This is a genomic window from Streptomyces sp. NPDC048639, assembly GCF_043199075.1.
Classification (GTDB): Bacteria; Actinomycetota; Actinomycetes; order Streptomycetales; family Streptomycetaceae; genus Streptomyces.
In genome coordinates this window covers 117,596-141,250 of the sequence record NZ_JBICVP010000013.1, presented here as the reverse complement: position 1 = coordinate 141,250, position 23,655 = coordinate 117,596, and the positions used below count along the sequence as shown (strand labels likewise).

General features: G+C 68.8%; 21 protein-coding genes. 9 read left to right on the top strand and 12 right to left on the bottom strand.

From position 1 onward, the window contains the following. Nucleotides 1-28: 28 nt before the first annotated feature. The 3 genes from ACGFNH_RS29890 to ACGFNH_RS29880 form a co-directional block, all read right to left on the bottom strand. Nucleotides 29-259 carry a hypothetical protein gene (locus ACGFNH_RS29890; RefSeq protein ID WP_393659037.1) on the bottom strand — a complete coding sequence of 77 codons (231 nt, stop codon included), beginning with the start codon at nt 257-259 and terminating at the stop codon, nt 29-31. 18 nt (nt 260-277) lie between these two features. Further along, nucleotides 278-1,051 (bottom strand): hypothetical protein, encoded by a 774-nt coding sequence (locus ACGFNH_RS29885; RefSeq protein ID WP_393659035.1) that lies wholly within the window; start codon nt 1,049-1,051, stop codon nt 278-280. Between the two features lie 439 nt (nt 1,052-1,490). Then, nucleotides 1,491-2,771, bottom strand: coding sequence for an ATP-binding protein (locus tag ACGFNH_RS29880; protein WP_393659033.1), 1,281 nt, complete (start codon nt 2,769-2,771; stop codon nt 1,491-1,493). A 573-nt stretch (nt 2,772-3,344) separates the two neighbouring features. Here ACGFNH_RS29880 and ACGFNH_RS29875 point away from each other — a divergent pair. Beyond that, nucleotides 3,345-6,095, top strand: coding sequence for an AAA family ATPase (locus ACGFNH_RS29875; protein ID WP_393659031.1), 2,751 nt, complete (start codon nt 3,345-3,347; stop codon nt 6,093-6,095). Between the two features lie 132 nt (nt 6,096-6,227). Beyond that, a complete protein-coding gene (locus ACGFNH_RS29870) occupies nt 6,228-6,410 on the top strand; it encodes a hypothetical protein (protein WP_393659029.1) in 183 nt (60 codons plus the stop codon). 139 nt (nt 6,411-6,549) lie between these two features. Here the strand turns inward: ACGFNH_RS29870 and ACGFNH_RS29865 are convergent, their stop codons facing one another. Further along, nucleotides 6,550-7,041: a MarR family winged helix-turn-helix transcriptional regulator gene (locus tag ACGFNH_RS29865; protein WP_393659028.1), complete on the bottom strand. Its 492-nt coding sequence runs from the start codon at nt 7,039-7,041 to the stop codon at nt 6,550-6,552. A gap of 357 nt (nt 7,042-7,398) precedes the next feature. On the opposite strand from ACGFNH_RS29865, the gene ACGFNH_RS29860 reads away from it, so the two are divergent. The 5 genes from ACGFNH_RS29860 (at nt 7,399) to ACGFNH_RS29840 (ending at nt 13,333) form a co-directional block, all read left to right on the top strand. Continuing rightward, nucleotides 7,399-7,986 carry an ATP-binding protein gene (locus ACGFNH_RS29860; RefSeq protein ID WP_393659026.1) on the top strand — a complete coding sequence of 196 codons (588 nt, stop codon included), beginning with the start codon at nt 7,399-7,401 and terminating at the stop codon, nt 7,984-7,986. A 308-nt stretch (nt 7,987-8,294) separates the two neighbouring features. Next, on the top strand, nt 8,295-9,419 hold the full coding sequence (locus tag ACGFNH_RS29855; RefSeq protein WP_393659024.1) for a Gfo/Idh/MocA family protein: 1,125 nt from the start codon (nt 8,295-8,297) through the stop codon (nt 9,417-9,419). A 92-nt stretch (nt 9,420-9,511) separates the two neighbouring features. Next, nucleotides 9,512-10,510: an NAD-dependent epimerase/dehydratase family protein gene (locus tag ACGFNH_RS29850; protein ID WP_393659022.1), complete on the top strand. Its 999-nt coding sequence runs from the start codon at nt 9,512-9,514 to the stop codon at nt 10,508-10,510. A gap of 194 nt (nt 10,511-10,704) precedes the next feature. Beyond that, entirely contained in the window at nt 10,705-11,889 is a 1,185-nt protein-coding gene (locus ACGFNH_RS29845) for a beta-1,3-glucanase family protein (RefSeq protein WP_393659020.1), read from the top strand. A gap of 403 nt (nt 11,890-12,292) precedes the next feature. Further along, nucleotides 12,293-13,333, top strand: a complete 1,041-nt coding sequence (locus tag ACGFNH_RS29840; protein ID WP_393659018.1) for a S8 family peptidase — start codon at nt 12,293-12,295, stop codon at nt 13,331-13,333. Nucleotides 13,334-13,408: 75 nt separating this feature from the next. Here ACGFNH_RS29840 and ACGFNH_RS29835 read toward each other — a convergent pair whose 3' ends face one another. Then, complete coding sequence (locus tag ACGFNH_RS29835; protein ID WP_393659016.1) at nt 13,409-14,266, bottom strand: maleylpyruvate isomerase family mycothiol-dependent enzyme; 858 nt, start codon at nt 14,264-14,266, stop codon at nt 13,409-13,411. 393 nt (nt 14,267-14,659) lie between these two features. Beyond that, nucleotides 14,660-14,845, bottom strand: a complete 186-nt coding sequence (locus tag ACGFNH_RS29830) for a hypothetical protein (RefSeq protein ID WP_393659014.1) — start codon at nt 14,843-14,845, stop codon at nt 14,660-14,662. A gap of 1,160 nt (nt 14,846-16,005) precedes the next feature. Between ACGFNH_RS29830 and ACGFNH_RS29825 the strand changes: the two genes are divergently transcribed. Both ACGFNH_RS29825 and ACGFNH_RS29820 read left to right on the top strand, forming a co-directional pair. Next, complete coding sequence (locus ACGFNH_RS29825) at nt 16,006-17,016, top strand: permease (protein WP_393659012.1); 1,011 nt, start codon at nt 16,006-16,008, stop codon at nt 17,014-17,016. Then, a complete protein-coding gene (locus ACGFNH_RS29820; RefSeq protein WP_393659010.1) occupies nt 17,013-17,765 on the top strand; it encodes a TIGR03943 family putative permease subunit in 753 nt (250 codons plus the stop codon). The genes ACGFNH_RS29825 and ACGFNH_RS29820 overlap by 4 nt, the downstream gene beginning before the upstream one ends. Here ACGFNH_RS29820 and ACGFNH_RS29815 read toward each other — a convergent pair. The 6 genes from ACGFNH_RS29815 to ACGFNH_RS29790 all read right to left on the bottom strand — a co-directional run bounded on the left by ACGFNH_RS29815 (nt 17,698) and on the right by ACGFNH_RS29790 (nt 23,398). After that, nucleotides 17,698-18,408 (bottom strand): alpha/beta fold hydrolase, encoded by a 711-nt coding sequence (locus tag ACGFNH_RS29815; protein ID WP_393659008.1) that lies wholly within the window; start codon nt 18,406-18,408, stop codon nt 17,698-17,700. The genes ACGFNH_RS29820 and ACGFNH_RS29815 overlap by 68 nt on opposite strands. A gap of 95 nt (nt 18,409-18,503) precedes the next feature. After that, nucleotides 18,504-19,976 (bottom strand): peptidoglycan D,D-transpeptidase FtsI family protein, encoded by a 1,473-nt coding sequence (locus tag ACGFNH_RS29810; RefSeq protein ID WP_393659006.1) that lies wholly within the window; start codon nt 19,974-19,976, stop codon nt 18,504-18,506. Continuing rightward, nucleotides 19,973-20,110, bottom strand: a complete 138-nt coding sequence (locus ACGFNH_RS29805) for a hypothetical protein (protein ID WP_393659004.1) — start codon at nt 20,108-20,110, stop codon at nt 19,973-19,975. The genes ACGFNH_RS29810 and ACGFNH_RS29805 overlap by 4 nt, the downstream gene beginning before the upstream one ends. Nucleotides 20,111-20,519: 409 nt before the next feature. Further along, nucleotides 20,520-21,332 (bottom strand): polysaccharide deacetylase family protein, encoded by an 813-nt coding sequence (locus ACGFNH_RS29800; protein ID WP_393659002.1) that lies wholly within the window; start codon nt 21,330-21,332, stop codon nt 20,520-20,522. 269 nt (nt 21,333-21,601) lie between these two features. After that, entirely contained in the window at nt 21,602-22,453 is an 852-nt protein-coding gene (locus ACGFNH_RS29795) for a GNAT family N-acetyltransferase (protein WP_393659000.1), read from the bottom strand. Nucleotides 22,454-22,561: 108 nt separating this feature from the next. Then, nucleotides 22,562-23,398 carry a poly-gamma-glutamate hydrolase family protein gene (locus ACGFNH_RS29790; protein ID WP_393658998.1) on the bottom strand — a complete coding sequence of 279 codons (837 nt, stop codon included), beginning with the start codon at nt 23,396-23,398 and terminating at the stop codon, nt 22,562-22,564. Nucleotides 23,399-23,655: the final 257 nt, after the last annotated feature.

The following is a 23,655-nucleotide window of genomic DNA, read 5'->3' as shown; positions in this document are numbered from 1 at the left end:
CGCAGGTCCCCGCACGGACTCCGCCCGGTCAGACGTTGCCGTCTCCCGGCCGGCGTGCGGCCGCTCCGGGCCACCGGTCACCGCGGTTCTTGATGAGCCAGCGGACCAGATAGGCGAGGAAAGCGAGGCGGAGCCATAGTTCCCATCCGGGATCACGGTGAAAAGACGTGATGCTGACACACAGAGCCGCGGTTGCCAGGGCAAGGGAATTCCAGGTGAGGGCCTTGCGCGACGGCCGGTCGACCCGTCCGTTCTCCACGAGGCGCAGCGCGTACTCCTAGACGTCACCGAACTTCTCCTGCGGGCTTGCTCCGCTCGCCTCCACTTTCACGCGGGTCTCCGCCAGCACCTGCCGTGCGGAGGCACGCCGCACGCGGTGCCGGTGGCGCAGCAGTCCGTGCAGTCGGCGGAGCCACTGCTCGGTCTCCGTTATCCGCCCCGGCTTCGGGGAGATGAGACCGGCGGGGGGCTTGATGCGGAACCCCAGCCAGAGCAGCCCGGCCCCGGTCGCGATCAGGAACACCGTGGGGATGCGCCCGACACGGTCGTGCGACACGAATTCGCTGCACATCGCGGCCAGAATCACTCCGGCGGCGGTGGTGGCCCAGGCAGCGGTCATCAGCCTCGGTCGGCCGCTCGTCCGGAACATCTGCCCCAGTGCCGCGAGGGAGCACGTCAGACAGAAGGCGGCTGCGAAGGCGAGTCCGGACGGGGTGAGGTTCGTCCATATGCCGTTCCTGAGCGACGCCACGATGCCGCCGAGTACCAGAATCCAGCCCGGCGAACCGACGACGAAGCGCCACATGTCTTCGACGTCGATGTCATGCCGGTAATCCCAGCGCGCTCGCTGGGCGATGGAGCGGCGGGTCCGGGCCATCTCTTCCGCGTACTCCTCGGGAACGCCGAATGCCTCCACCGGGGCCTGGTTCGTCTCGGCGCAGTGCTCGCGTGCCTCACGGACGATCCGCTCGGCGGTCTCGGCGTCGATGCCCTTGCCGAGCAGTTCGAACTCGACCGTGAACTCCCATTCGGGATCGTCGTGGTGTGTCATGTCTCCCCGTCGGCCGTGCGGTTCAGCAAGTTGTTGCGTCCGGCGAATGCGTCCCGTCGGGAGGTTTCCGCCCGCCTTCCGGGCGCAGACAGCCGTCCCGTTCCGGCCGCCATCGGGCCGGAGCAGCGCCGGGCACTGCGCCCTCGGCCCGCCCCTGCGTCGGCCCTTCGCGTGTACAACCGGACCTGCGCGGGCGGGCGCGGCTGCGTACACGGCACGGCTGGGCCGCATCCTCCCCACTACACAGCCGGGAGCGGGCCGAACGCCAGAGTCGTCAGAAGTCTGAGTAGTGGCCCGGCACGCGGCATGACGCCGACGAGAAACCGCACCCTCACGGGGATGCGCTCCCGGCAGGCCCCACGCAACCCCACGAAGGCGCAGATCACGGGAGCGTGCGGCCCGCACGACTGTTACGGCGATCGACGACGCGGATGGGCTCTCACATGCGGACGTAGGTCTGGATGTCCTCGTTGAATTCGGTGAGCACCTGGTCGGTGAGTGTGGGGCGGGTGTCGGTGATGGCGGTGAGATAGTCCTGAGTGGTCGCTCGGGTGCCTTGCCGGTGGGCGACTTCGCGTTCGAAGACGGCCTGGGCGCCTTTGCGAGCGGCGAATTCGATGTCGGCAGGCGTGAACATCTCGCTGGCCTCGACCAGTTGGTGCAGGTCGACGGTGTCGGCGGCAGGGCCCAGATAGCGCTGCCAGATCGCCGAACGGGCCGAGGAATCGGGGGGACCCACCGGGATGACGTAGTCGAATCGTCCCGGGCGCAGGAACGCCGGATCCAGGGACCGTACGGAGTTGGTGGCGCAGATCAGAAGGCGCTCGTCGTGGTCGCGGAAGCCGGGGATGAGTTTGAGGAGTTCATTGGTGACTCCGTGACTGGGGTCGACGGCCAGGCCGGAGCGGGTGCCGGCGATTTCCTCGACTTCGTCGATGAACAGCAGGACACTTTCGAGTTCTGCGAGGTCGGCGAAATTCTCCCGCAGAGAAGTGGCCAGGCTTCCGGATCCTGCCGCGGCGATCCGTGAGGGGAAGAGTTCCACGAAGGGCCAGCCGAGGCGCGAGGCAACGGCTTTGGCAAAGCTGGTCTTTCCCGTGCCCGGGGGGCCGAAGAGGATGACTGCCTTGGGTGGTATGACGCCGTACCGGTCGGCCAGCGCGGGTTCGGCAAGGGGCAGCACGATGCGGCGCTCGATGGTGCCCTTCTCGCGTTCCATGCCGGCCAGGTCACTCCACAGCCCCGGGGGCAGCAGTCTGCCGCCGAGTTCGGCGAGGAGGCCCGCGTCGCTGGGGGCGATGTGCTCTGCCTTCTCGTAGTAGAGCAGTCCGCTGCGGGAGCGGTAGCCGGAGTTCTCCAGGGCTTTGGTTCCGGTGGCTCCAGGCGCGAGCAGAGCGCCGATCCGGCGTACTCCCTGGGATCGCATACGTCGCTCGAGTTCGGTGATCAGTGCGCTGCCGATTCCTCGGTTGCGCCAGGTGTCCGACAGCGCCACCAGCGTGATCCAGGCCCGTTCTCCCTCGTTCCTGGAGACGGCCATCCCGACCACGTCGTCGCCCACGACCGCCACCACGGCAGATCCACCGGCACGGGCCGCGGCCATGACCTCGGAGATGGGGAAAACGGGGTACGAGTCGTCCGCCTGACGATCCTGCTCCCACATGCGGATGGCACGGTCGAGATCGTCGTCGTGGAAGTCCCGCAATCGCCACGTCGGCATCATCGCCACCCTTGCACCAGCCGGGCCTCGCCGTGGCCATTGCCCGGGCCTGCGCGCGCTCCAGACACCTCGGGTCACGTGGTCACGTCTGTGCACGGGGCGAGGGCGCTCCCCCGTGCTTCGCCACTCGTGCCGCGTCTCTCGATTGTCCGCCCCCGGGCGGAGAGCCGTCGACTTTTCCCTCCGCCCACTGCGTCACGGGTACCCCCGGGACGCCGCCGGCTTCGCCCTGGGGCCGCGGGCGACCGGACTTCTCCGGTGCCTTGGCCTGGCTGTCCGGTGGCCTCCTTGGACCGGGGGCGCCACGCCGCAACGCAGCGGCGGTACGAGTCCCATCTGCCTGCACCAGGATTGAATTCACGGAAAAGCATCATGGAATAGACCCGAGACGGCTCGAATACCCGCACGGCACCACGAGCCGGACCAATGGATCTGCCTCGATGATTCTCTCGACCATTTCCCCGGAGTTCACCCCCCGGCGCCGGTGCGCAAATCCACCGCTCGGCCGACGGCGCGAGACGCGACGAAGACGAGTAGACTGCCAGTCGTGGCTGCCGCGTCCAGGAGCGCCGCATGGAAGATCAGGAAGTCTCCCCTTTCATAGGCCGTACCCGTGAACTGGCACGTATGACGGCGGCGTCGGAAGGGGCTCGTAGCCAGGGAATCCGGATCGTCTTCGTCTCGGGACCGGCCGGTGCCGGCAAGAGTGCCCTCACGGAACAGTTTCTGTCCTCCCTCAGCGGCGCCTCGAAGGTTGTTCTCCATGGAATGCCCGGCGAGAAGAGCTTTCCCTTCGCAGCGGTACACCGACTGCTCGCGTCATTCGATTCCATGGAACGTCGCGGGAATCTCAGTTCACTCGATGAACTCCGCGAGATGTCGGTCATGGAGATCGGCGGAAAGCTGATCAAATCCCTGGACAGCGGAGTCAAATCGACCAGCGCGCCGACGGTTCTCGTCATAGAGGACGCCGAACTCCTCGACACGGATTCCCTGCACGTACTGGGCTTCACTTTCCTCCGGCTGTGGGCCGATCCGATCCTGGTCGTCGTGAACACCGAGAACGCATCGTCGACCCGGCAGGGCATGGGGCTGACCCCGCGCAGCGACCGATTCACGGAAATATCGCTGGGCGGATTCACCAGGGCCGAGTCCGAGGAGTTCATCAAGACGCACGGAGCGGACGTGCCGTCCAAGTCCCGGATGGCGAATCTCATGGACTGGACGGGCGGAAACCCGTTGTATCTCCGTGCGGTGCTCGGAGCCCGCTCCGGCTCTCATGTTCCGGAGGATCCTTCGCTGATCGAGATACCTCGCACGCTGGCGGATGCGGTGGGCCAGTGGACCCTGGCTTTCCCTCCGACGGGCCGACGCGCCCTGCAGTATCTCGCCGTCCTCGATTCTCCGGCGACGATCCCCTTTCTCCGTGCGCTCATCGATTCCGATCGCTTGACCGAGGAGGTCGAGCCCCTCATCGATTCCGGGGCCGCCGAATGGGACAACGTGGCGGGCGTGCCACGGCTCAAGCTCGTACACAGGGGACAACGAGACGCTCTGTACTCCGCGATCCCCCCGTCGGAACGGCGGCGCATGCACCGGCGTATCGCCGAGTTCCTCGAGCCGCCCGCGAAGTGGCGGCACAGTATCGCGGCCGCCGACGCGTACGACGCCGACCTGGCGGACACGCTGAGGACAGCCTCGGCCGCGGAACTCAAGGGCGGGAACCTCCCCCTCGCGGCCGAACTCTCCCTCGGTGTCGCCGAGATGGATCCCGACAGCCAGGGGCGCCCCGCTGCGCTGCTCAACGCCGTACGCCTACTGGTGATCAGCGGACAGTACAACCGCGCTCTCTACTACCGAGGCGATGTGGTCGACACCCCCGCATCCCCCTTCAAGGACGAGGTTCTGGGACTGCTGTTCTTCGCCGAGGGCATGGACGCCACCGCCTGCCATCACTTCCAGCTCGCGGTGGACGGATACGCCGCGGACGGATCCCAGGCTGACGCGGCGTACGCGGCGGCCTCGTTGGCAGGTGTCCAGGCCTCCTTGGGGCTGGGCGAAGCCTGCTACTCGTCCGCGTCCTTCGCGCTGGCCCACCATCCCAGGTCTCTGGTCTCGGGGACGGCCAAAGCGGCAGCGGCACACGCCCGCGCCTTGATGGACGGTGCGCCGGCAGGACTCGAGGAGCTGGCCGGACTTCCCGAGAATCCGGTCGAGGTCGAGAACATCGACATCGAAGCGCTGACGCACCGGGGGTTTCTGCGCGGCCTCTCCGGCCGCCTCAGCGAGGCGGTCTCCGATCTGTCGGTGGTCACGCGGAGAAGGCCGGTGGGAGCGACCCGGGGCAATGTCGCCGTGGCACACGTGCAGAAGACGTGGTGCCTCATCCTGCTGGGCGAGTGGAATGACGCCCGCCGCGAGGTCTCGCTGGCGTTCGACGTCGCACGCACATGCGGCCGGCCGGTGGAATTCAGCTCCCTGCACTGCCTGTCGGCCTTTCTTCATGCCGCCCAAGGGCATTGGGACGCCGCAAGTGCCGACCTCGCCGAATCGCAGCACTCGACCCGGGTTTTCGACTTCTCCGGTCCGGAGTTCCACCGCATCATGACGACGGCCTTCATCGAGTACACCCGGGGGAATCAGCAGCGCGTCGCCCAGCTGATCAAGAAGGCGGACGGTGAGCCGACCAACGCGACGCGTTCCGGGCTCTACGCGGTGTGGTACCTGCCGTTCCTCGGCTCCGCCTGTGCAGCGATCGGCGATATCGGATCGGCCGAGGAGGCACTGTCCCGGCTCAGCAACAGCGGCTCCACCGGGGCCCTTCATCCCGTGGCAGCCCATTGGGTACACGGAGAGATCCTCGCCGCCCAAGGCGATGTCGAAGGGGCCGTGCAGCAGTTCCGATCCGGGCTCGCCCATCCCCCGGACGGTGGCGATCCGGCCTTCCACAGGGCGCTGATCGGTCTCGCCCTCGGACGCGTACTGATGCGTTCGGGCCGGACGGATGAGGGAGGGGATCGTCTGCGCGATACCGCACGGATTTTCACGGCCCTGGAAGCCCTTCCGTACGTGCAGATGTGTCTGGACCTTCTCAAGGATCCGGAGCTCTCCGCGGCGGCCGGCCGAGCCGTGCGGTTCTGGGATCACCTGACCAACAGGGAGCAGGATGTCGCGCGACTGGTCGGCCACGGCTGGACCAATCGGGAGATCGCCGACGAGCTCTACGTCAGTGCGAAGACGGTCGAATACCACCTGGGCAACATCTACGCGAAGTCCGGCATAGCCAACCGGCGAGCGTTGCGCGACCTGGTGCAGTCCCTCTGACCCTCTGTCCCTCTGCCCCTCTGTCCCTCTGTCCCTCTGTCCCTCTGTCCCTCGGATGGATGGCCGTGTGGCCGTCCGGAAACATGCCTCGCCGATGGGTTCGCCGGTTGTCGAACCCCGTGCAACCACGAGATGGACTGGATGTCCGGGTTCTCCAGCAGACCCGGGCTGGTCGAGGAGTACACCGCGACCACCGGTGCTGTGCTCGGCGGCCGGGACGGCTGGGACGCGTTTTCCGGATCCCGCCCCTACGGGGGCGGCGACGCCTGGCAGGGCCCGGTCTTCTTCCTCCCCCAGGCTCAGCGGCGGACCTGATGGGTGGCGAGGCCGACGGCTTGTTCCGCACAAACACCGCACCCTGACGCGAAGGCCGCCCTGCGTCCAGCCATGCACACCGCGTCACACCGCGTCACCGCGTCACCGCAGGTCACAGTCGCGATCTACGGCCGTAGCACTAGGAGCCGTCGTCGCCCTCAACGTTGGCAACCATCCTGCGCAGCACTTTGAGCGCGGCCACGTACTCCTCATCGCTGATGCCCTCGTGAACCACAGCACGCAACTCGGTCACCATCTCGCGCACCCGCACCCTGCCAGCCTCCCCGGCTTCGGTGAGGTGCAGGCGCCGCTCGGCGTCGATCCGCAGCCAGCCTCGGTGGAGCAGTTGGTCGACGACCCGAGCGATCTCGTACTGCCCGTCCGCGAGGGGCGTCAGCTGGATGACGACCTCCTCGCGGCTCGGCGCCGCGGATCCGCCGTTCACGCGGTTCAGCACCCAGTACTGCGGCTGCGTGACGTCGATCGTGGCCATGGCATCACGCAGATGCCGGGTGACGGCCGCGTTGGCCAGGCCGCTCCAGTACCCGATGGGCTGGGTGGCCAGCATGTCGTCGGGGGCGGCCGGATCGGCGGGCGCCTGGTCGGTGGCGGTGTCAGTCAGCGGTTCCATGATCGCGAAGCTATCTCCCTCTCGCGCAGGTGAACACCGCCGAAGCCGCGTCGACCGTCTCGGCACCGACCCAGGAGACGGACGCCGGACCGTATGCCGGCTCGCGTCGGCAGCCCTCGCCTGCCAGACGTCGGCACGTGAGCAGTGATGCACACAGGGCGATCCGTGCCGTGGCCCCCCTCTGATTCCGCGGTGGTGCATGTGGCCCGAGCCCAGCAACCGCAAGCGTTTTCGCCGCCCGGACGGGACTGGCACATCGCACTGGGGTGTTTCCCTGATCCACGCCCCGAGCATGCGAGGCGACAGTGGTCGAGTCAGTGCATTTCGCTTCATATGCAGGCCGGAAGGAGCAGGCCTATGTCGACTGCGCAGCCGGTGGTCCCGTACACATCCTGCTGCAGGGATCTCCCTCTGCGGCACGACCCGGTGCGTCATGCGCGCAATGTGGTGCGCCGCCACTTGGCCTCGGTCGGTCTGACCACCGACCGTGGACCGGCCGTGACGGAGCTGATCGACGCAGCCGCGCTGATCGCCAGTGAACTGGTCAGCAACGCCTGCCACCACACCAGCGGTCCCCAGACCATGCGTCTGACGTGGGACGGTACCTGTCTTGTCGTCGATGTCGACGACCCCAGTCCCATACCCCCGGCGTCGGTGCCCGAGGACATGCGCGGAGAAGGCGGCGGCTTCGGCATGCAGATCGTTTCAAGCCTTGCCGAGACGTGGTACGTCCTCCGGCGGGACGAAGGAAAGACGGTCCGGGCCTGCATCAGCCACCCGCAACTCCGAACCCCGTTCGAGCCGCCTTCCCGCTATCGACCCGCCCCGGTCCCGGCCCCGACCCGGGCCCCGGATCCGGCCTCGACGGCGGCTCGGGCCTCGACCCCAGCTCCGGCTCCGGCTCCGGCTCCGGCCACTGCCACGGCCACGGCTCCAGCCCGGTGATCAAGGCACCGGCGTGAACCACCCGCCGTCGCTGGAGCCGTAGAGGAAGACCGGGCGGCACCATGACACGCCCGGTCCCTCAGGGGGCCGCCACCGGGTACGGCCTCAGCGGCAGCAAGGCTGCGGCGGTTCAGGGCTGTCCCCACATAACCGTCACACAACCGACCCTGGTCAATCCTTCCAGTTGAGCTTGCGTGGGCAATTCGGTGTCCGCTTGGGTGAAGAGGGCCGGTCGGGCAGACCTCCTGGACGACAACCGCTCGTCCGCGGCGTGCTCCGCGGGCGAGCGCAACGTTCCCGGAGCACGCGTGTCCCAGGCCATGGCGATCACCTTCCCCACTCTTCCGGAGGTCAGCCTCGTGGCGAGTCGTCTCACGCCCGGCGACGGGGAGCGCGGCGGGGACCGCCGTTCCTCCCTGCCTGCGCCGCGCACCCCCGATCCCCTCCAGGCGCCTGCACTGAATTGGGGTGTGATCGGCCCCGGTGGCATTGCCTCGGCGTTCACCGAATCCGTCCGCGCGTACACGGCGCAGCGCGTGGTCGCGGTGGCTTCACGGAGTACGGAGAGAGCCCGTGCGTTCGCCGCCCGGTTCGACGTGCCGGCCGCGTACGGCGACCATCGCGAGCTCCTGGAGGACCGTCGCGTACAGGTCGTCTACGTGGCCTCACCGCACTCCGAGCACTTCACGCACGCGCTGGACGCCATCGAGGCGGGCAAACACGTGCTGGTGGAGAAGGCGTTCACACGCAATGCCGGTGAAGCGGAACACCTCGTCGCCGTGGCGGAGCGGCGAGGCGTCTTTCTCATGGAGGCCATGTGGACGCGCTTTCTGCCGCACATCGATGTGGTGCGGCAGGTTCTCGACTCCGGTCTCCTGGGCGACGTGCGGACGGTCATCGCCGATCACGGGCAATTCATGCCCGAGGATGCCGCGCATCGTCTGTACGCCCCGGAGCTCGCCGGTGGCGCACTTCTCGATCTCGGGGTCTACCCGGTGTCCTTCGCGTCGATGGTCCTCGGGCCTTTCGCCACGGTGACCGCGGTCGGCACCAAGGCGTTCACCGGAGTGGACGGGCAGACGTCCGTCGTCGTCACCAACCATGAGGGGGCGCACGGCCTGCTCAGCACAACGCTCCATGCGCGTACGCCGACTACGGCGACCATCTCGGGCACGCGCGCCCGTCTGGAGCTCGACGGTGCCTTCTACGCGCCGAGTTCGGTCCGGCTGATCGGCCGGGACAACGAACTCCTCGACGTCCATTCCCCGTCCCGGCTCGACGGGGGGCTGTGCTTCGAGGCCGCCGAGGTGGCGCGATGCGTCTCGGCCGGCCGTAGGGAGTCCGATCTGATGCCGCTCGCGGAGACGCTGCGGATCATGCGCGCGCTGGACGACATCCGTCTCACCGTGGGCGCCCGCTTCCCGGGAGAGTGACCACTCCCCAGAGCGCACACGCCGACGCGGGCCGGGACAGCTGTCGCGGCCCGCCGGCCCCGACCCACTCGAACGAAAGCGACGGGAAGACCGTGCACAACCTGAAGGTCCTGTTCATCGGGGGAACCGGTGTCATCAGCGCCGCCTGCGCACAGCGGGCCGCCGAAAGCGGCGCGGATGTGCATCTGCTCAACCGCAACAGCACGTCGCACCGGAAGACTCCGAGTGGCGCACGGATGCTGACCGCCGATGTCCGCGACGCGGAATCGATGCGCGCGGCCGTACGAGGTCATGACTTCGACGTGGTGGTGAACTTCCTCAATTTCACCACCGCCCACGTCCAGGCGGACATCGACCTGTTCTCCGGGCGTACGGGCCAGTACGTCTTCATCAGTTCCGCGGCCGTGTACCGGACCCCGCCCGGCCGGCTGCCGATCGTCGAGTCCACTCCGCTCCGCAACCCGCACTCCGCGTATGCCAGGAACAAGATTCTCTGCGAGGACCTGCTCATACGTGCCTACCGCGAGTGGGAATTCCCGGTCACCGTGGTCCGTCCCTCGCACACCTACGACCACACCGCTGTCCCTTTCGACGGCGGATGGACGGTCGTGGACCGTATGCGGCGCGGGCAGGAAATCCTGGTGCACGGCGACGGCACCTCGCTGTGGACTCTCACGCACCACACGGACTTCGCGAACGGATTCGCCGGACTCCTCGGGAACCGTGCCGCTCTCGGGGAGGCTTTCCACATCACCGGTCACGAGGTGCTGACCTGGAATCAGATCTATGGCGCCATGGCCGAAGCGGCGGGCGTCGAGCCACGGCTGGTGCACCTTCCGTCCGATGCGATCGCCGCCGCCGACAGGCGCTGGGGAGAGGAGCTTCTCGGCGACAAGGCGCACTCGAAGATCTTCGACAATGCCAAGATCCGCGGCATCGTCCCGGACTTCGTCGCCCGGGTCCCGTTCTCGCAAGGGGCCCGCGAGATCGTCTCCTGGTACGACGAGGACCCGCGCCGGCAGACGATCGACACCCGGATCAACGCCCTCACGGACAGGCTCATCGAGGCGTACCGGCCGGGCCGGGTGTAGTCAGGTGGCCCGCACGGACTCAACTCGCCCTCACGCACCGGACCTAGTCAATCCTTCTAGTTCTGCACGGTCTTTCCAGGAATTTGGTGAGAGCGCTCTCAGAAATTCCGTCCACAGCCTTGACTCGCCCCTTGCGGCGGCTGACAGTTGTCCCGTCCGAAACGGGGGTCGCCCGTCCCGGAGGTACATAAGTCATGGTCAGCCGAAGAAAATTCCTCACCGCCGCAGGCGCTGCGGCAATCACCGCCCCTTTCGCGGGCTCCCTGCTCAGCAGCCGGGCCGCAGCAACTCCCGCCACATGCGAACTGGCACTGGAGAACAAGAGCCTGTCCGGTTCGGTGAACGCCTATGTCACCGGCCATGAGCAGGGCACGGGAAAGTGGATTCTGCTGCGCAGCGACGGCAGCAAGTTCTATCTGCCGCAAAGCAGCCAGATGCAGGAGATCGAGGACTGCTCGATCCCACTGAAGGCCGCCGGAAGCGGACCGACGGTGGTGACACTTCCGCAAATGTACGGAGCACGGGTCTACTTCGTCCGGAACGACAAGATCACCTTCTTCGTCAACGAAGTGAGCCAGCTGGTCGAGCCGAGCTTCGTCGCGGAAGCCGACAAGAATTACAGCAAGGTCTGGTCGTTCTGCGAGTTCACTTTCGACACCACACAGCTCTACGCCAACCTCAGCTACGTCGACCTCGTCACCGCCCTGCCGATCGGCTTCACGCTGGCCGGCGACGCGTCCCACACCGTGGCCCCGCTGCAACTGGACGCGGCGGAACGCATCGCCGAGGCACTCCGGGCCCAGGCCGCCAAGGACGGGTATCCCTGGGACAAGCTGGTCATCAGTGACGGAGGCACGGTCCTGCGTGCGATATCCCCACAGAAGCTCCCCGCGTCGAAGGGCTCCTTCGACGGCTACTGGGACTCGTACACCAACGCGGTCTGGGAGAAGTACGCCTCGGCCGATCTGCGGATCGACACCGGGGATCTGGGCGCGTTCACCGGCCGCGTACAGAACGGCTCCCTGACCTTCCCGGGCCTGGAGAGGCCTTTCGCCAAGCCGACCTCCGCGGACATCTTCAGCTGCGACTCCGGGCCGTTCACGAACGCCGGCTCCAAGCCCCAACTCGCCGTCATGGCCCGCCTCGCCGCCGCCTTCAACCGCAGCACCCTGCTCACCCACCCCGACCAGCCGGGCGGCGCGAGCCCCGAGGACTACTACCGCGACGAGACCACCAACCACTGGTCACGGATCATCCACGCCAACTCCCCGCAGGGATACGGCTTCCCCTACGACGACGTGAGCCCCGCCGGCCAGCACCCGGTCGACGGCAGCGCCCACGACCCCAACCCCACCCGCTGGCACGTCAGCGTGGGGTGACTTCACTCGCACCCACCCGTGGATGCCCCGCCCGGCAGCACGCCGGGCGGGCAGGCGACTGTGCGGGCCGGGTAGGAAGCGGGGGGCGGGGGCGAGGCCGAGGTGGGCAGGTCCGACGGGTCGCGATGCGAGCCACGCGTCCGCGGAGACCCGCCGCCACCAGGCGCACAGGAGGAGCAACGGTCACCAACGGATCCACCGCGGTCCGCGCCCGGCCGGAGCAAGGCAACCGACCCGTGGGATGAGTAATGCCTACTCTCCGCCCGTCATCTCGTGACACCTAGGTTCGAGTAGGCATCTCCCGACTCCGCGTGCGTGCCCGGACACATCGCGCCCGGAATTTCCACCGTAAGGACGGGCTCCCCCCATGGCGCACGCTGCCCGCGTTCTCGTCTCCGTGACCTTGGCCCTCACCGGCCTGGCAGGAGTGACCAGCTGCACCGGGGAGGAACAAGAGTCAGCGGGCTCGGCATCCCGCACCCACGCCTCGAAGCCGAGCGATTCCCCGGACGGCAAGGCCGACGGCAAGGCCGACCACGAGTCCAAGGACCCCGCGGGCCACAAGTCCCGCGAACTGCCCTGGAATCTGGACCGGATCGACCAGTCCGCACCGGATCTCGACCACCGGTTCCACACCACCGCCACGGGCGAAGGGGTACGGGTCTACCTGCTCGATTGCCAAGTCGACCTGGACCATGCCCAGTTGGGTGGACGGGTATCGCAAGGTGCGGACACGGTCGGGGGAAAGCCGGGGGGATGCCACGACGATATGGGCGTATCCCATGGCACGTTCGTCGCCGGTATCATCGCCGGCAAGGACACCGGCGTGGCACCGAAATCCCGCATTGTCGCGGTGCGCAGCATGTCGGGGGGTGAAGGGGAGCGCCCCGTACCGAAGAAGACGAGTGAGAAGCGCATTGTCCGTGGCATGAACTGGATTGCCGAACACGCAAGGAAGCCGGCCGTCGCCAACCTCTCCCTGAACCTCGACCGCCCCTCTCCCGCGCTCAGGGCCGCTGTGAAGAAGGCGATCGACAAGGGTGTCACGGTGGTCGCTTCGGCAGGCAATGACGCAGCCGACGCCTGTGCCCACCCACCGGCGGACATGGCCGAGGTGATCACCGTGGGCGCTTCCACCCGCAAGGACGGGCACTGGAAGGACAACGAATATCTGGGGTCCAACGGCGGACGCTGTGTGGATCTCTACGCGCCGGGAGATCACATCAGCTCGCTGTTCGACAACGGCACCACCACCTCGATGTCAGGGGCGACCTCGTGGGCGGCGCCCCATGTCTCGGGGGCAGCCGCCCTTTACCTGCAGACGCATCCGCATGCCGAGCCCGCCGACGTCCGCTCATGGCTCCTCCGCCACGCCACCTCCGGCGCCGTCCGGAAGGTCCCGAGCAACACGACGGACCTCCTGCTCAACGTCCACGGTCTCTGACGGGCTGTTCGCGGATACAGCGGATCGAGCGCACCTCACGCCAGGGCAACGTGGCGATGTGCCGTGCCTCTCGTGTCAGTGGACGATGGACACGATCCGACAGACGGTTTCAGCCAGTCCGGGGGCGCCGTCCACGTGGGCACGGGCCAGTGCCGTGTCCGGTTCGATGCCACGGGTGCACAGCCGCCACGCGGTCTCCGTATCCAGACGTACATGGGCGGCCGGGTGGCCGTGGCACGGCTCGGCCAGGGACCAGCGTTCCTCGGTGGCGGTGACCGTCCAAGTGCCGCCGGCCTCACCGTCGATGGTCAACCGGACCTGCGTGCCCGGTGGCGAAGGGGTGTCGCGCAGGGTGTGCGGGAGTGCCCGCATGAACGTGTCCAGGACCACGGACAGGGACTGTGCGTCGAGGTCGGTGCTCCGGCCGGTTGCATGGCGAATTTGCTGGCGGTGGGTCCAGTACTCGGTGAAGTCGCGAGCGCTGTCGAGCCACCTGGGGGCAGGGTCGGCACCCGCCCATGACACTCCGAGCGACGGCGCGCCGGGGTCCGCGGTCTCGATGAAGCGCGCGTGCTGCGGGCCGATGAGGTCCAGGGTGTCCACGAGCAACGCGGGGCTGACCCTGCGACAGGTCTCGACCCACTCGTGGTTGATGCGGTGGACGAACCTCTCCACGGTCTCGCCCGGCGCAAACGCCGGCCCGCCCTGGTGGCCGTCACGGTCGCGGGCCAGACGCCCGTAGAGGTCGGCGAGGATGTGTGCGGCCAGATCGTGCACCGTCCAGCCCGGCACGGCCTCCTTGCGCCAGTCGTCCGGCCCCAGAGCACGCAGGGTGGACATCAGCGCTTGATGTTCCGGGGCGAAGAGGGGGCGGGCATCGATCGGGGCGCCGAGCCAGGGCCGGTCGGGAACCTCGTGAAGTGGGGAATCCATGACCGAACCCTGCCAAGCGGAGGAGCCCACCTGCCACTGCATATCCGTAGGTCCGTGTGCGGTCGGCCGTACTGCCGTACGACGGGCGCTTCGGTATGTCGAGGCCGTTTCGGCCAGGGTTCCGCGCGCCATGGCATCGGCGGATCGTCGCTCATGTTCCGCGGGCCGCTCAACCTCGAAGGCCTGGCACCGGCCGAGCCGCGGTCCGTGGCTCTCGGCACCGCACGGGTGCCCGGAGCCGGCCGCTCGCAGAGGTGACCGGAGCCTCGCCGGATGCTTGCTCGTAGCCCTCCCGGGACGTCGCCGCGGCATGCCACGGCCTCCCGCAGGTGACCGAGGCACGCTGCTGATGCGGCGGCGTGCGCATGATCCGCTCGGCCTGGCCGCGCCCGTCTACTCGGATCGCGGAACGACGAACGCCACAGTGGTGTCGATGTCGGCATCGCGCCGTCTGCGCCGGGCCTTCGGTGTCACGGCATCGCGCACAGCGGCATTGAACGCTTCGTCCGCGGTCGCGGCGCACGTGACAAAGGTGTGGGTCCCTGGATGGCCGTCCGCTGTGATGATCGGCAGTGTCACCTCCCACCACCCCGACGATGCCTCCTCCACGGACCCGTACCGCTCCACCGGCACGACTTCCGCGTTTGCGCGCCCGGGAGGCTCGAAGAAGCTCTCCATAGGCACATCCCGGGCTGTCATGAGGAACCTCCCGCATCATCGTGCGAGGAACATTGCCAATATCCAGGCTGGCCCGCGGTGAGGGCTCTGCACATCCAGCCACAGGTGGCACATGCGTACTCCAGGGAGGGTGCCGGGAGGCCGCTGCCGGTACTCCCCAGGGAGTACGGAGCCTGCTCGGTGCGGGGTCCGGGGCCTGAATCATGCGGGTCCGGCCCCTCCAGCGCGGTCCGGACCGATCCTGCCGCTGCGGCGGCCGCCGGTCCCCCGGGCCCACGGGGAGCGCTCGCCCGAAGCCCGCCGCGCCCGGCCGCCGCCCGTCCTCCGTCCCCCTCCCCCGTCGCGATCAATTGCCTGCCCGGCCGGCCCGGGGCGTCGTCGACGCGGGCGAGCGGCCCGATGAGCCGACGGCCGGCGCGGGCCGCGGGCATAGCGGAGCGGGCCTGCGCCCTCACGGCACACACCCGTGCTTCCGCACACGAACAGTCCGGTTCAGACGTGCCCGGTCAGGTCGGAAAGCGCTCTGCGGCGGCAGCCACCGAACGTCGACTCCTCGGAGCGGCCGAGGGGCGCCAGGGCCAGAAGCAACGGTATGAGCGCGACACCGACACCACCGCAACCGGCCCCTTCACGGACCGAGGGAGCAGGCGGCGGGCTCCGGGTTCCCCAGATGCTGCGCCGGAGCCCACCCCCTGTCCTACGTGGCCCCGCCGGCCGTTCGTCCTCTGCGGAGGCCACCCGCGCTCAAGCCCCTGGATCTTGAGCGCTCCATCTCCGAGTGCCCGCCCACACACCGGCCACGCGCACGATGTCAGCCAACACAGGGAGCTTGTGGCCGGGTGAGCGGGATCGAGAGGGGTGCCCGTGCCGTCCGTAGGTCGCGGGCCCGCTCCGGTCCGCTGCATCCAGGCCCTGCATCCGGCCACTGCACCCGGGCCACTGCGAGCAAGAGACCGGACGAGGAGTGAGCCTCTGTCCCGTGACGGGCGTACTGATGGTGAAGAGGGACCCACCCCGAGGGTCCGCCCGACGATGCACACCCTGCCGGAGGACATTCACCTGTGACCGCTACGGAATCGGCGGCGACCCGGACGCGCCGCGGCAAGGAACTCGATCCGCCGGGCCGGCAGTTCAACTCGTCCCTCGTCCTGACCATGCTCCTGCTCTTGGGGGTGGCGCTGCAGGGGCCGATCCGCCGGGCACTGTCCGCGCCGGTGATGCAGAGCTGGATGACGGTCTTCGTCGCGGTGGTCGTCCAGGCCCTGCCCTTCCTCGTTCTCGGCGTGCTGCTGTCGGCTGTCATCGCGGTGTTCGTCCCGCCGTCGTTCTTCACCCGCGCGCTGCCGCGGCGAACGGCCCTGGCGGTACCGGCTGCCGGGATGGCGGGGGCGGTCCTGCCCGGCTGCGAGTGCGCTTCCGTCCCGGTGGCGGGGTCCCTCGTGCGCCGTGGTGTCCCACCCGCGGCGGCGCTGGCGTTTCTGCTGTCCGCCCCGGCGATCAACCCGATCGTGCTCACTGCCACCGCCGTGGCCTTTCCCGGGAATCCGGAGATGGTCCTCGCCCGCTTCGCGGCGAGTCTGCTCGTGGCGTGCGCGATGGGCTGGCTGTGGCAGCGGCTGGGCCGGGCCGACTGGGTGCGGCAACCCGCCCATCCGTCGCTGGACGGCCTGGGCAAGGGGGCGGCGTTCTGGGCGTCCGTACGCCACGACGTGCTGCACGCCGGTGGTTTCCTCGTGGTCGGCGCGATGGCCGCGGCCACCCTCAAGTCCGTTGTACCGGCCGCCTGGTTGCAGGCCGCGGCCGGCAGCCCGGTGGTGTCGATCCTCGCCCTGGCGGTTCTCGCGGTGCTGCTGTCGATCTGCTCCGAGGCCGACGCCTTCGTGGCCGCGTCCCTGTCCCAGTTCTCGCTCACCGCCCGGCTGGCGTTCCTGGTCGTCGGGCCGATGATCGACCTCAAGCTGTTCGCCATGCAGACCGCCACGTTCGGCCGCGGATTCGCGCTGCGGTTCGCTCCTGTCACTTTCGTGCTGGCCGTCCTGATGTCGGCCCTCGTCGGGGCGGTCGTCCTGTGAACCGGGAGGCGCAGGCGGCCCTGCTCTTCCTCCTCGGCGCGGCACTGCTGCGTACCGGCTTCAGCGATCAGTACCTGCGCTATGTCAAGGCCGGGTTGCGCCCCTTGCTGGTCGTGGCCGGGGCGGTCCTCATCGCCACCGCCGTCGCAACCGTCTGGTACGAACTACGGCGCTCCCGATCGGCCCCGGGCGGCCGGGAGCCCCGGCGGGAGCGCAATCCCGGTCGCCGACCGGACCACGCCCATCGCGAACCGGCGGTCTCCTGGCTCATGGTCCTGCCCCTGCTCGCCCTCGTCCTGGTCGCCCCGCCCGCTCTGGGCTCCTACAGCGCGATGCGCACCGGCACGGCGCTGCAAGAGCCCTGGGGTTTTCCCGCCCTCCCCGCCGGCGACCCTCTCCGCCTCGACGTCGTCGACTACGCCGGCCGTGCTGTCTACGATCACGGACGCGCCCTCGACAACAGGCGGATCTCGCTGAGGGGCTTCATCACCGTCGACCGCAGCGGACGTCCCTACCTGACCAGGATGGTCCTCAACTGCTGTGCTGCCGACGCCCAGCCGGTCAAGATCGGCCTGTCCGGACGCACTCCCCCCGTCCTGCAGCCCGACACCTGGCTCGAAGTCTCCGGCAGTTACACGGGCCGACGGGGCAAGGACCCCATCAACGGTGGCGTCATCCCGTTCATCGACGTCGACCGGGCCAGGCCGGTCCCGGCACCCGGTGACCCGTACGAGAGCTGGGGTGGCTGACGTTCCGCAGGAGTTCACGGATGAGACCGGGCTGTCCCACGAACGGGGAGTGGCCCGTCCGCCACTCGTGCGCGTCAGTGCAGCGCGAGGCCATCCTCCGCTGCAGGCCCGGGTCGATGGCCCGGTCCCGTGCACACACGACGTACGTGGAGGGAGTGCGCTTCCAACCGTGGTGCTCCGGAACTCCTCGCCCGCAGCCGGGGGCTTGGGCGCGCAGCAGGTCGACCGCCCAGGCGGCGAGAGGTTCGGGACAGTCGCCGTAGAGGATGGCGGCGGCCCGATCGGGGTGCAGGCTGGTCCAGCCGTCGGGTTCCGGCCTGATCGCGTCCCGGAGCTGCGCGGACGCCCCACCCAGACCGGCAGCACTCTCGCCGGCATCCGGCACGAAGGCCGCCAGGTAGACCAAGTGTCCTGCTCCGCGCAACCCGGTGATCACCGACCCCCCGTAGGAGTGACCCAGCACGATCGGAGGCTCGTGCAGCGCGTCGATCACAGCCTGGACCGCGGCTGTGTCGGCGAGCAATGAGCCCCGGTGGAGCTCAGGAACGAAGACCTCGGTTCCTGCGGTCCGCAAGCTCTCCGCCAACACGGCGAAGTGCTCGGGACGGTGATACAGGCCGTGAACGAGCACCACCGCAACCAATTCACCCCTCCTCAGGTCGACTTGAGACCAGTGACCTCAGCCCCGGACCACGGGACCCTGCGGTCAGCGACAAGATCACCCTGCCGCAGGGCCGCCTACTGGTCGAGTACGGCCTTCATGACCGCTTTGGCGATCGGCGCGCCCAGGCGTCCGCCCGCGATCTGGGAGCGCGAGATGTTCATGTCCTCGGGATCGACGAAGACCGCGACCGCCACCGGGGACGAGCCGTCGGCGTTCTTGGCGTAGGAGACGAACCAGGCGTACGGGCGCTGGTCCCGCACATCGGCGCCGTGCTGGGCCGTGCCGGGCTTGCCGCCGACCGTGACGCCGGGGATGGCGACCTTGTCGGCGGTCCCCTCGGTGACGGTGTGCTCCATCATCCCCTGCACCGTCTTCGCGGTCTCGGATGAGACGGCCCGGCCGAGTTCCTCCGGCTCGTTCTTCCGGATCGTCGAGAGGTCCGAGCCGCGCAACTCGTCGACCAGATGGGGCTTCATGACCGCGCCGTCGTTGGCCAGGCCCGCGGTGACCATGGCCATCTGCAGCGGAGAGGCGGTCACACTGCCCTGGCCCATGCCGGTCAGCGCTGTCCCCGGCTGGTCCAGGTGGTCGGGGTAGGTGCTCGCGACCGTACGCACCGGAGTGAACTGCTCGGCGTTGAAACCGAACTTCTCCGCGGTCTCCCGCATCTTCTTCTGGCCCATCCTGTGGGCGGTGTCCAGGAAGACGTTGTTGCACGACCACTGCAGGGCGGTCTTGAGAGAGACGCCGTCGCACTGGGAGTTGGGGACCACGTTCCCGATCCGGGTGGTGCTCTGCGGCAGCCGGTACGGGGCGGGGGCGCCGCTCGGGGCGTCGATGTCCGTGACGGTGCCGTGGTCGAGCGCGGCGGCCGCGGTGAGGATCTTGAAGGTGGAGCCGGGCGGATAGGCCTCGCGTATGGCCCGGTTGTGCAGGGGTTTGGCCTTGTCCCTGTCCAGCTTGAGGAAGGCTTTGCCCTCCTTGCCGGACAGGCCGGAGAAGGCCGTGGGGTCGTAGGACGGGGTGGACGCCATCGCCAGGACCCTGCCGCTGCGCGGGTCGAGCGCGACCACCGCTCCCTTGGCGCCCAGGTCTGTGAGGCCGCGGTAGGCGGCCTTCTGCGCGGCGGGATCGATGGTGGTGACGACATCCCCGCCCGGCTGTTTCCGGCCGGTCAGCATGTCGAGCGGCGTGGCCCCGAGGCGGTCGTCGGTGCCGCCGAGGAGGTCCTTGTTCACCCCTTCCAGCAGGGTGGATCCCTGGGCCTGGGAGAGGTAGCCGGTGACCGGCGCGTACATCGGGCCGTCGGTGTAGGTCCGCTTGTAGCGGAGGTCCGAGCCAGGGGTTTCCGCGGAACCGGTCACGGCCTTGCCACCGACGATGATGTCGCCGAAGGGCTGCCCGAAGGTGTCGATCTGCACGCGACGGTTGTCCGGATGCTCGGCGAGTTCCTTGTGCTCGATGAACTGCACCCATGTCGCCCGTGCCAGCACCGCCATCGCCAACACCCCGCACAGCACGGCTATGTGCCGCAGCGGCCGATTCACGACGCCACCGGGGTGAAGACGGCGGCAGGGGGAGCCGCCGCGAGGAGATCGGCGGCGCCGGCGTCGGGCTCGGCCGGGCCGGCCGCACAGGTGCGGGCGGCGCCACGGTGGGCGGGGTGTCCGGTGATCATCATCGGTCCTTCCTCCAGGCACGGGTGAGCGTGCGGTCGTGTACGGGGGTGGGCAGCGACCGGGGACCGGTTTCCGCAAGCCGCGCGGACCCGCGAGAAGTGCCCCCTCTGCGCTGAGGACCCCTCTGCCCATGCAGTGGCACAGACCATGACGAGCACGGCCAACACCATGAACACCGCACACCGGGCATATCTGTACTGAAGGAGTCCCTTATCCCCACGTGGGTTCCGCCCGCCCTCGCACGAATGCGAGCGGAACCGCAACGCAACCCTCACCTCGCGGCACAGATACGGTCCAATGCGCCCCTGCGTACTTTCATGCAGATTTCGCATGCCACCGCGCCATGGGCCCACCGGAAGGAGCGCGCCGACCGCCGCCCGCCTCACCCCTGCGAGGAGGAGGCGCCGCCTCTCACCGGAGGCCGGCCGCCGTAAGGGCCCAGGGCATCGGAAGGTCGGCATCCCGCTGCTGCGCGGGGGCGGTCAGAAGGGTCCGCAGGTCGACGATGGCGTAGCCACGTGCCCGTACGGCGTCGATGATCTCGGGCAGCGCCTCCGCGTCCAGGACGGGGCCCTGGCCGGTGCCCTGACCGACATGCATCTGGATGATCTCGCCCGGGGTGAGGGCGGCCAGGGCGCGGTCGACGACCTTGTCGACGGTCATCCCGCCCGCCGGGCCCAGATAGCCGTTGGTGTCGGTGGTCCACTCGATGTCGGCGTACCCCAGTCCGTTGACCTCGGCGATCTGGGCCGGGGTGGTGTCGCCGTAGGGGAAGCGGAAGAACGGCAGCGGTTCGGTGCCAGAAGCCGCACGGAGGGCCTCCTCCGCGGCGTTGACCTCCGCCGCGCGTCCGGCGGGAGTGAGGGCGCCGAAGTGCGGGTGGGTGTGGGAGTGGTTGCCGATCCCGTGGCCCGCCGCGGCGATACGCCGGGTGGCTTCGGGAAGGCGATCGGCGAAATCGCCCGTGAGGAAGAAGGTTGCCGCGGCCTTCTGCTCGCGCAGGACGGACAGAACGGTGTCCAGGCCCTCCTCGTTCCACGCGGCGTTGAAGGTCAGCGCTACGACCTTCTCCTGGGTGGGCATGGTGCGGATGGCCGAGCCGAACAGGTGCTCCGGGACGGGCTGTTCGTCCCCGGCAGCACCGGTGGGCACGAGCAGGGCGGCGGCCAGCGGCAGGGCGACGCACGCCCGGCGCAGCGAACGGGAGACGCGACGAAATACCATAAAACGGGACCGTACAGGCATTACTCACCAGGGCGGGGTGGGCGCGCGCACGGCGGCACGGCTCCGCCGCTGATTGCCGCGGAGCCGTGCCGTGCCCTTGTCGCGAATACAGGTGAGGCCATGCTCCGGGCCCGCCGGTTCGACCCCTCCCCGTCAATGCGGCCAGGAACGCTTGGATTCGATGACGTCACTCGCCGTGGAAACTCAGGACGTCGTTGCGCTTCTCCTTCACCGCGCCGCTCATCACGGTCTGATGGGCGTGGGACCTTTCAACTCTGCTTCATCAGAACGGCGCGGGTGTAGAGGAAGTGGAATCCCTGGCGTTGCGCATTCTCCTGAGACTTCGAACCCGGCTGAGTGGTGATCACGGCGATATCGCAGCCCGACGCGGCGGCATCGGCCAGCCGGGCCGTCAGGAGCGCCGTCTGAACACCGCGTCGGCGGTGGCCCGGTGCCGTCGCCGCGCCCGTCAGCTGGGCGACGCCCTCGGCCGTACGGAAGCTGGCCCCGCCGACCACGGTCCCGTCGCGCAGTGCGCTGTAGCGCCGCATTCCGGCGGCGCTCACCAGGTCACGCACCGCCGCGGCGACCGCCTCGTACGGGAACTCCTCGTGCGATGGCACGCCTTGCGTGTCGGGGTGCGCGAAGCCGTCCACCACGACCTCGAGCCAGCGCTCGAACTCCTCGTCACCACTGGGCCTGACGTCGATCCCGTCCGGCTCGACGCGCGCGTACTCACCGGCCAGCGGAAGGCCGAGCACGTTCTCGTACGAGGTGAGCCGGTACCCGCGTTCCGTCAGCAGGGCCCCGATGGCCGGGTCGGCCAGATGAGCGAGCTCCACCAGCACGGGCGCACCGCGGTCGGCGAAGGCGTGCTCGATCTCATCGAGGGCAGCGGCATCCGGTACGCCGCCGAATCCGATTCCGGCGACTTTGTTGAGGGGTGAGTCGTCCTCGGCAAAAGCGGCCACTCCGCCCGACATCGGCTTCAGAAAACCCGTGCCGTCTCCCTTGCGGCGATGGGCGGCTTCACTGCCTTTCGTGATGAGTTGCGCTTCGGCCCGCTCAATACGTTCGGCCAATTCGATGTCACAGAAAAGCGGCATATGTTGCGGATTCATCCAGAAAGGCTACAACCCTCACGGCGCCCTCGGCCTCTGAATTTCGCCGCCCCCTCCATGGCTTCTGCTCCCGGGCCAGGGGACCGTCGGACCGAGACCCGTCCCCGCTCAGTTCTCGTGACCGCCGATCGCGCTGCGGACGGCTGTGCAGAACTCACGGAACCAGGCTCCGGACGCGTCGTAGGTCTCGCGGCGCTTCGCCGCACTCGACGCGTCGCCGAACATCGCGTCGCGGAGCTCGGCGGTCATCTCCAGCTGGACGCCGCGGCCGGTGGCGGTGCGGTTGACAATGTTCGCGGGATCCCCGCCGTCCAGTCCTGGGACGTCCTCGCCGTCGAGCACGGTGATCTGGGCGGAGGTGAAGGATCCGCGGATCGCCTGCTTCACCGCTGACCTGAGCTGCGCGTCCCTCCCGCCGACGACCACGGCCCGGTTCTTGCTCCCGGCCGGGTCGACCGGGGCGTCGGTCAACTGGTCGGCGCGACAGCCGTGCAGCGAGACCGCGAAGTCGCCGTTGCGCACCAGGGAGAGAGCGACCGGGTCGTCGCAGTGCGCGGAGGTCACATGGAGGACGGAATTCCCCGAGCTGCGGAGCCCCTCGAACATCCAGTAGCCGTAGGCCGCGCCCGAGAACAGCGGCCGGCTCGGCAGCTCCGGCCGGCAGCCGGCGATGCCCAGGCACAACTCGCTCGTCCCGGCCTCGATGCCGCCCCCGTGCGGAGCCAGGAGGGTCGTACGGACGGATCCGGACGGCTGCCGGGACCGCCGGGCCCAGTCGCTGCCCTCCCGGTCGGCCAGCTTCCGGTAGAGCTCGGTGTTGGATCCGTAACGGTCGTCCGCCACCCCGGAAGCGTTGCCCCGGCTCGCCACCGTCGTGAGGAGGGGCACACCCACGACCGCGGCGGCGGCCGCGGTCAGTATCGATCGACGTCCGATGCTCGCCATGGGTGAAGCCTTTCACCCGCCGCCCGGATCTTTCCAGATCGCGCACCGAGGTTGAGTACCTGCTCCCCAAGCGGTCGCGCCGCCCCCGGCCTCGCGCCCCACAGGCCACCCGCGAGGGAGCAATACAGGCACGCATTACTCATGTGCCGGGCACCGGCTGCGCGTTAGCGTCCCCCGCACGTCGGACGCGTCCGGCCCGGCCCCGGTCGGTCTGCGCCGCGTCCGGTCGTCATCCGACTCGCCTTGAGAAAAGAGTG

Coding starts and splice junctions, on each gene's coding strand:
- ACGFNH_RS29885 (WP_393659035.1), bottom strand. CDS start 1,051: ATGACACACCACGACGATCCCGAATGGGAGTTCACGGTCGAGTTCGAA.
- ACGFNH_RS29880 (WP_393659033.1), bottom strand. CDS start 2,771: ATGCCGACGTGGCGATTGCGGGACTTCCACGACGACGATCTCGACCGT.
- ACGFNH_RS29875 (WP_393659031.1), top strand. CDS start 3,345: ATGGAAGATCAGGAAGTCTCCCCTTTCATAGGCCGTACCCGTGAACTG.
- ACGFNH_RS29870 (WP_393659029.1), top strand. CDS start 6,228: ATGGACTGGATGTCCGGGTTCTCCAGCAGACCCGGGCTGGTCGAGGAG.
- ACGFNH_RS29865 (WP_393659028.1), bottom strand. CDS start 7,041: ATGGAACCGCTGACTGACACCGCCACCGACCAGGCGCCCGCCGATCCG.
- ACGFNH_RS29860 (WP_393659026.1), top strand. CDS start 7,399: ATGTCGACTGCGCAGCCGGTGGTCCCGTACACATCCTGCTGCAGGGAT.
- ACGFNH_RS29845 (WP_393659020.1), top strand. CDS start 10,705: ATGGTCAGCCGAAGAAAATTCCTCACCGCCGCAGGCGCTGCGGCAATC.
- ACGFNH_RS29835 (WP_393659016.1), bottom strand. CDS start 14,266: ATGGATTCCCCACTTCACGAGGTTCCCGACCGGCCCTGGCTCGGCGCC.
- ACGFNH_RS29805 (WP_393659004.1), bottom strand. CDS start 20,110: ATGATGATCACCGGACACCCCGCCCACCGTGGCGCCGCCCGCACCTGT.
- ACGFNH_RS29800 (WP_393659002.1), bottom strand. CDS start 21,332: ATGGTATTTCGTCGCGTCTCCCGTTCGCTGCGCCGGGCGTGCGTCGCC.
- ACGFNH_RS29795 (WP_393659000.1), bottom strand. CDS start 22,453: ATGAATCCGCAACATATGCCGCTTTTCTGTGACATCGAATTGGCCGAA.
- ACGFNH_RS29790 (WP_393658998.1), bottom strand. CDS start 23,398: ATGGCGAGCATCGGACGTCGATCGATACTGACCGCGGCCGCCGCCGCG.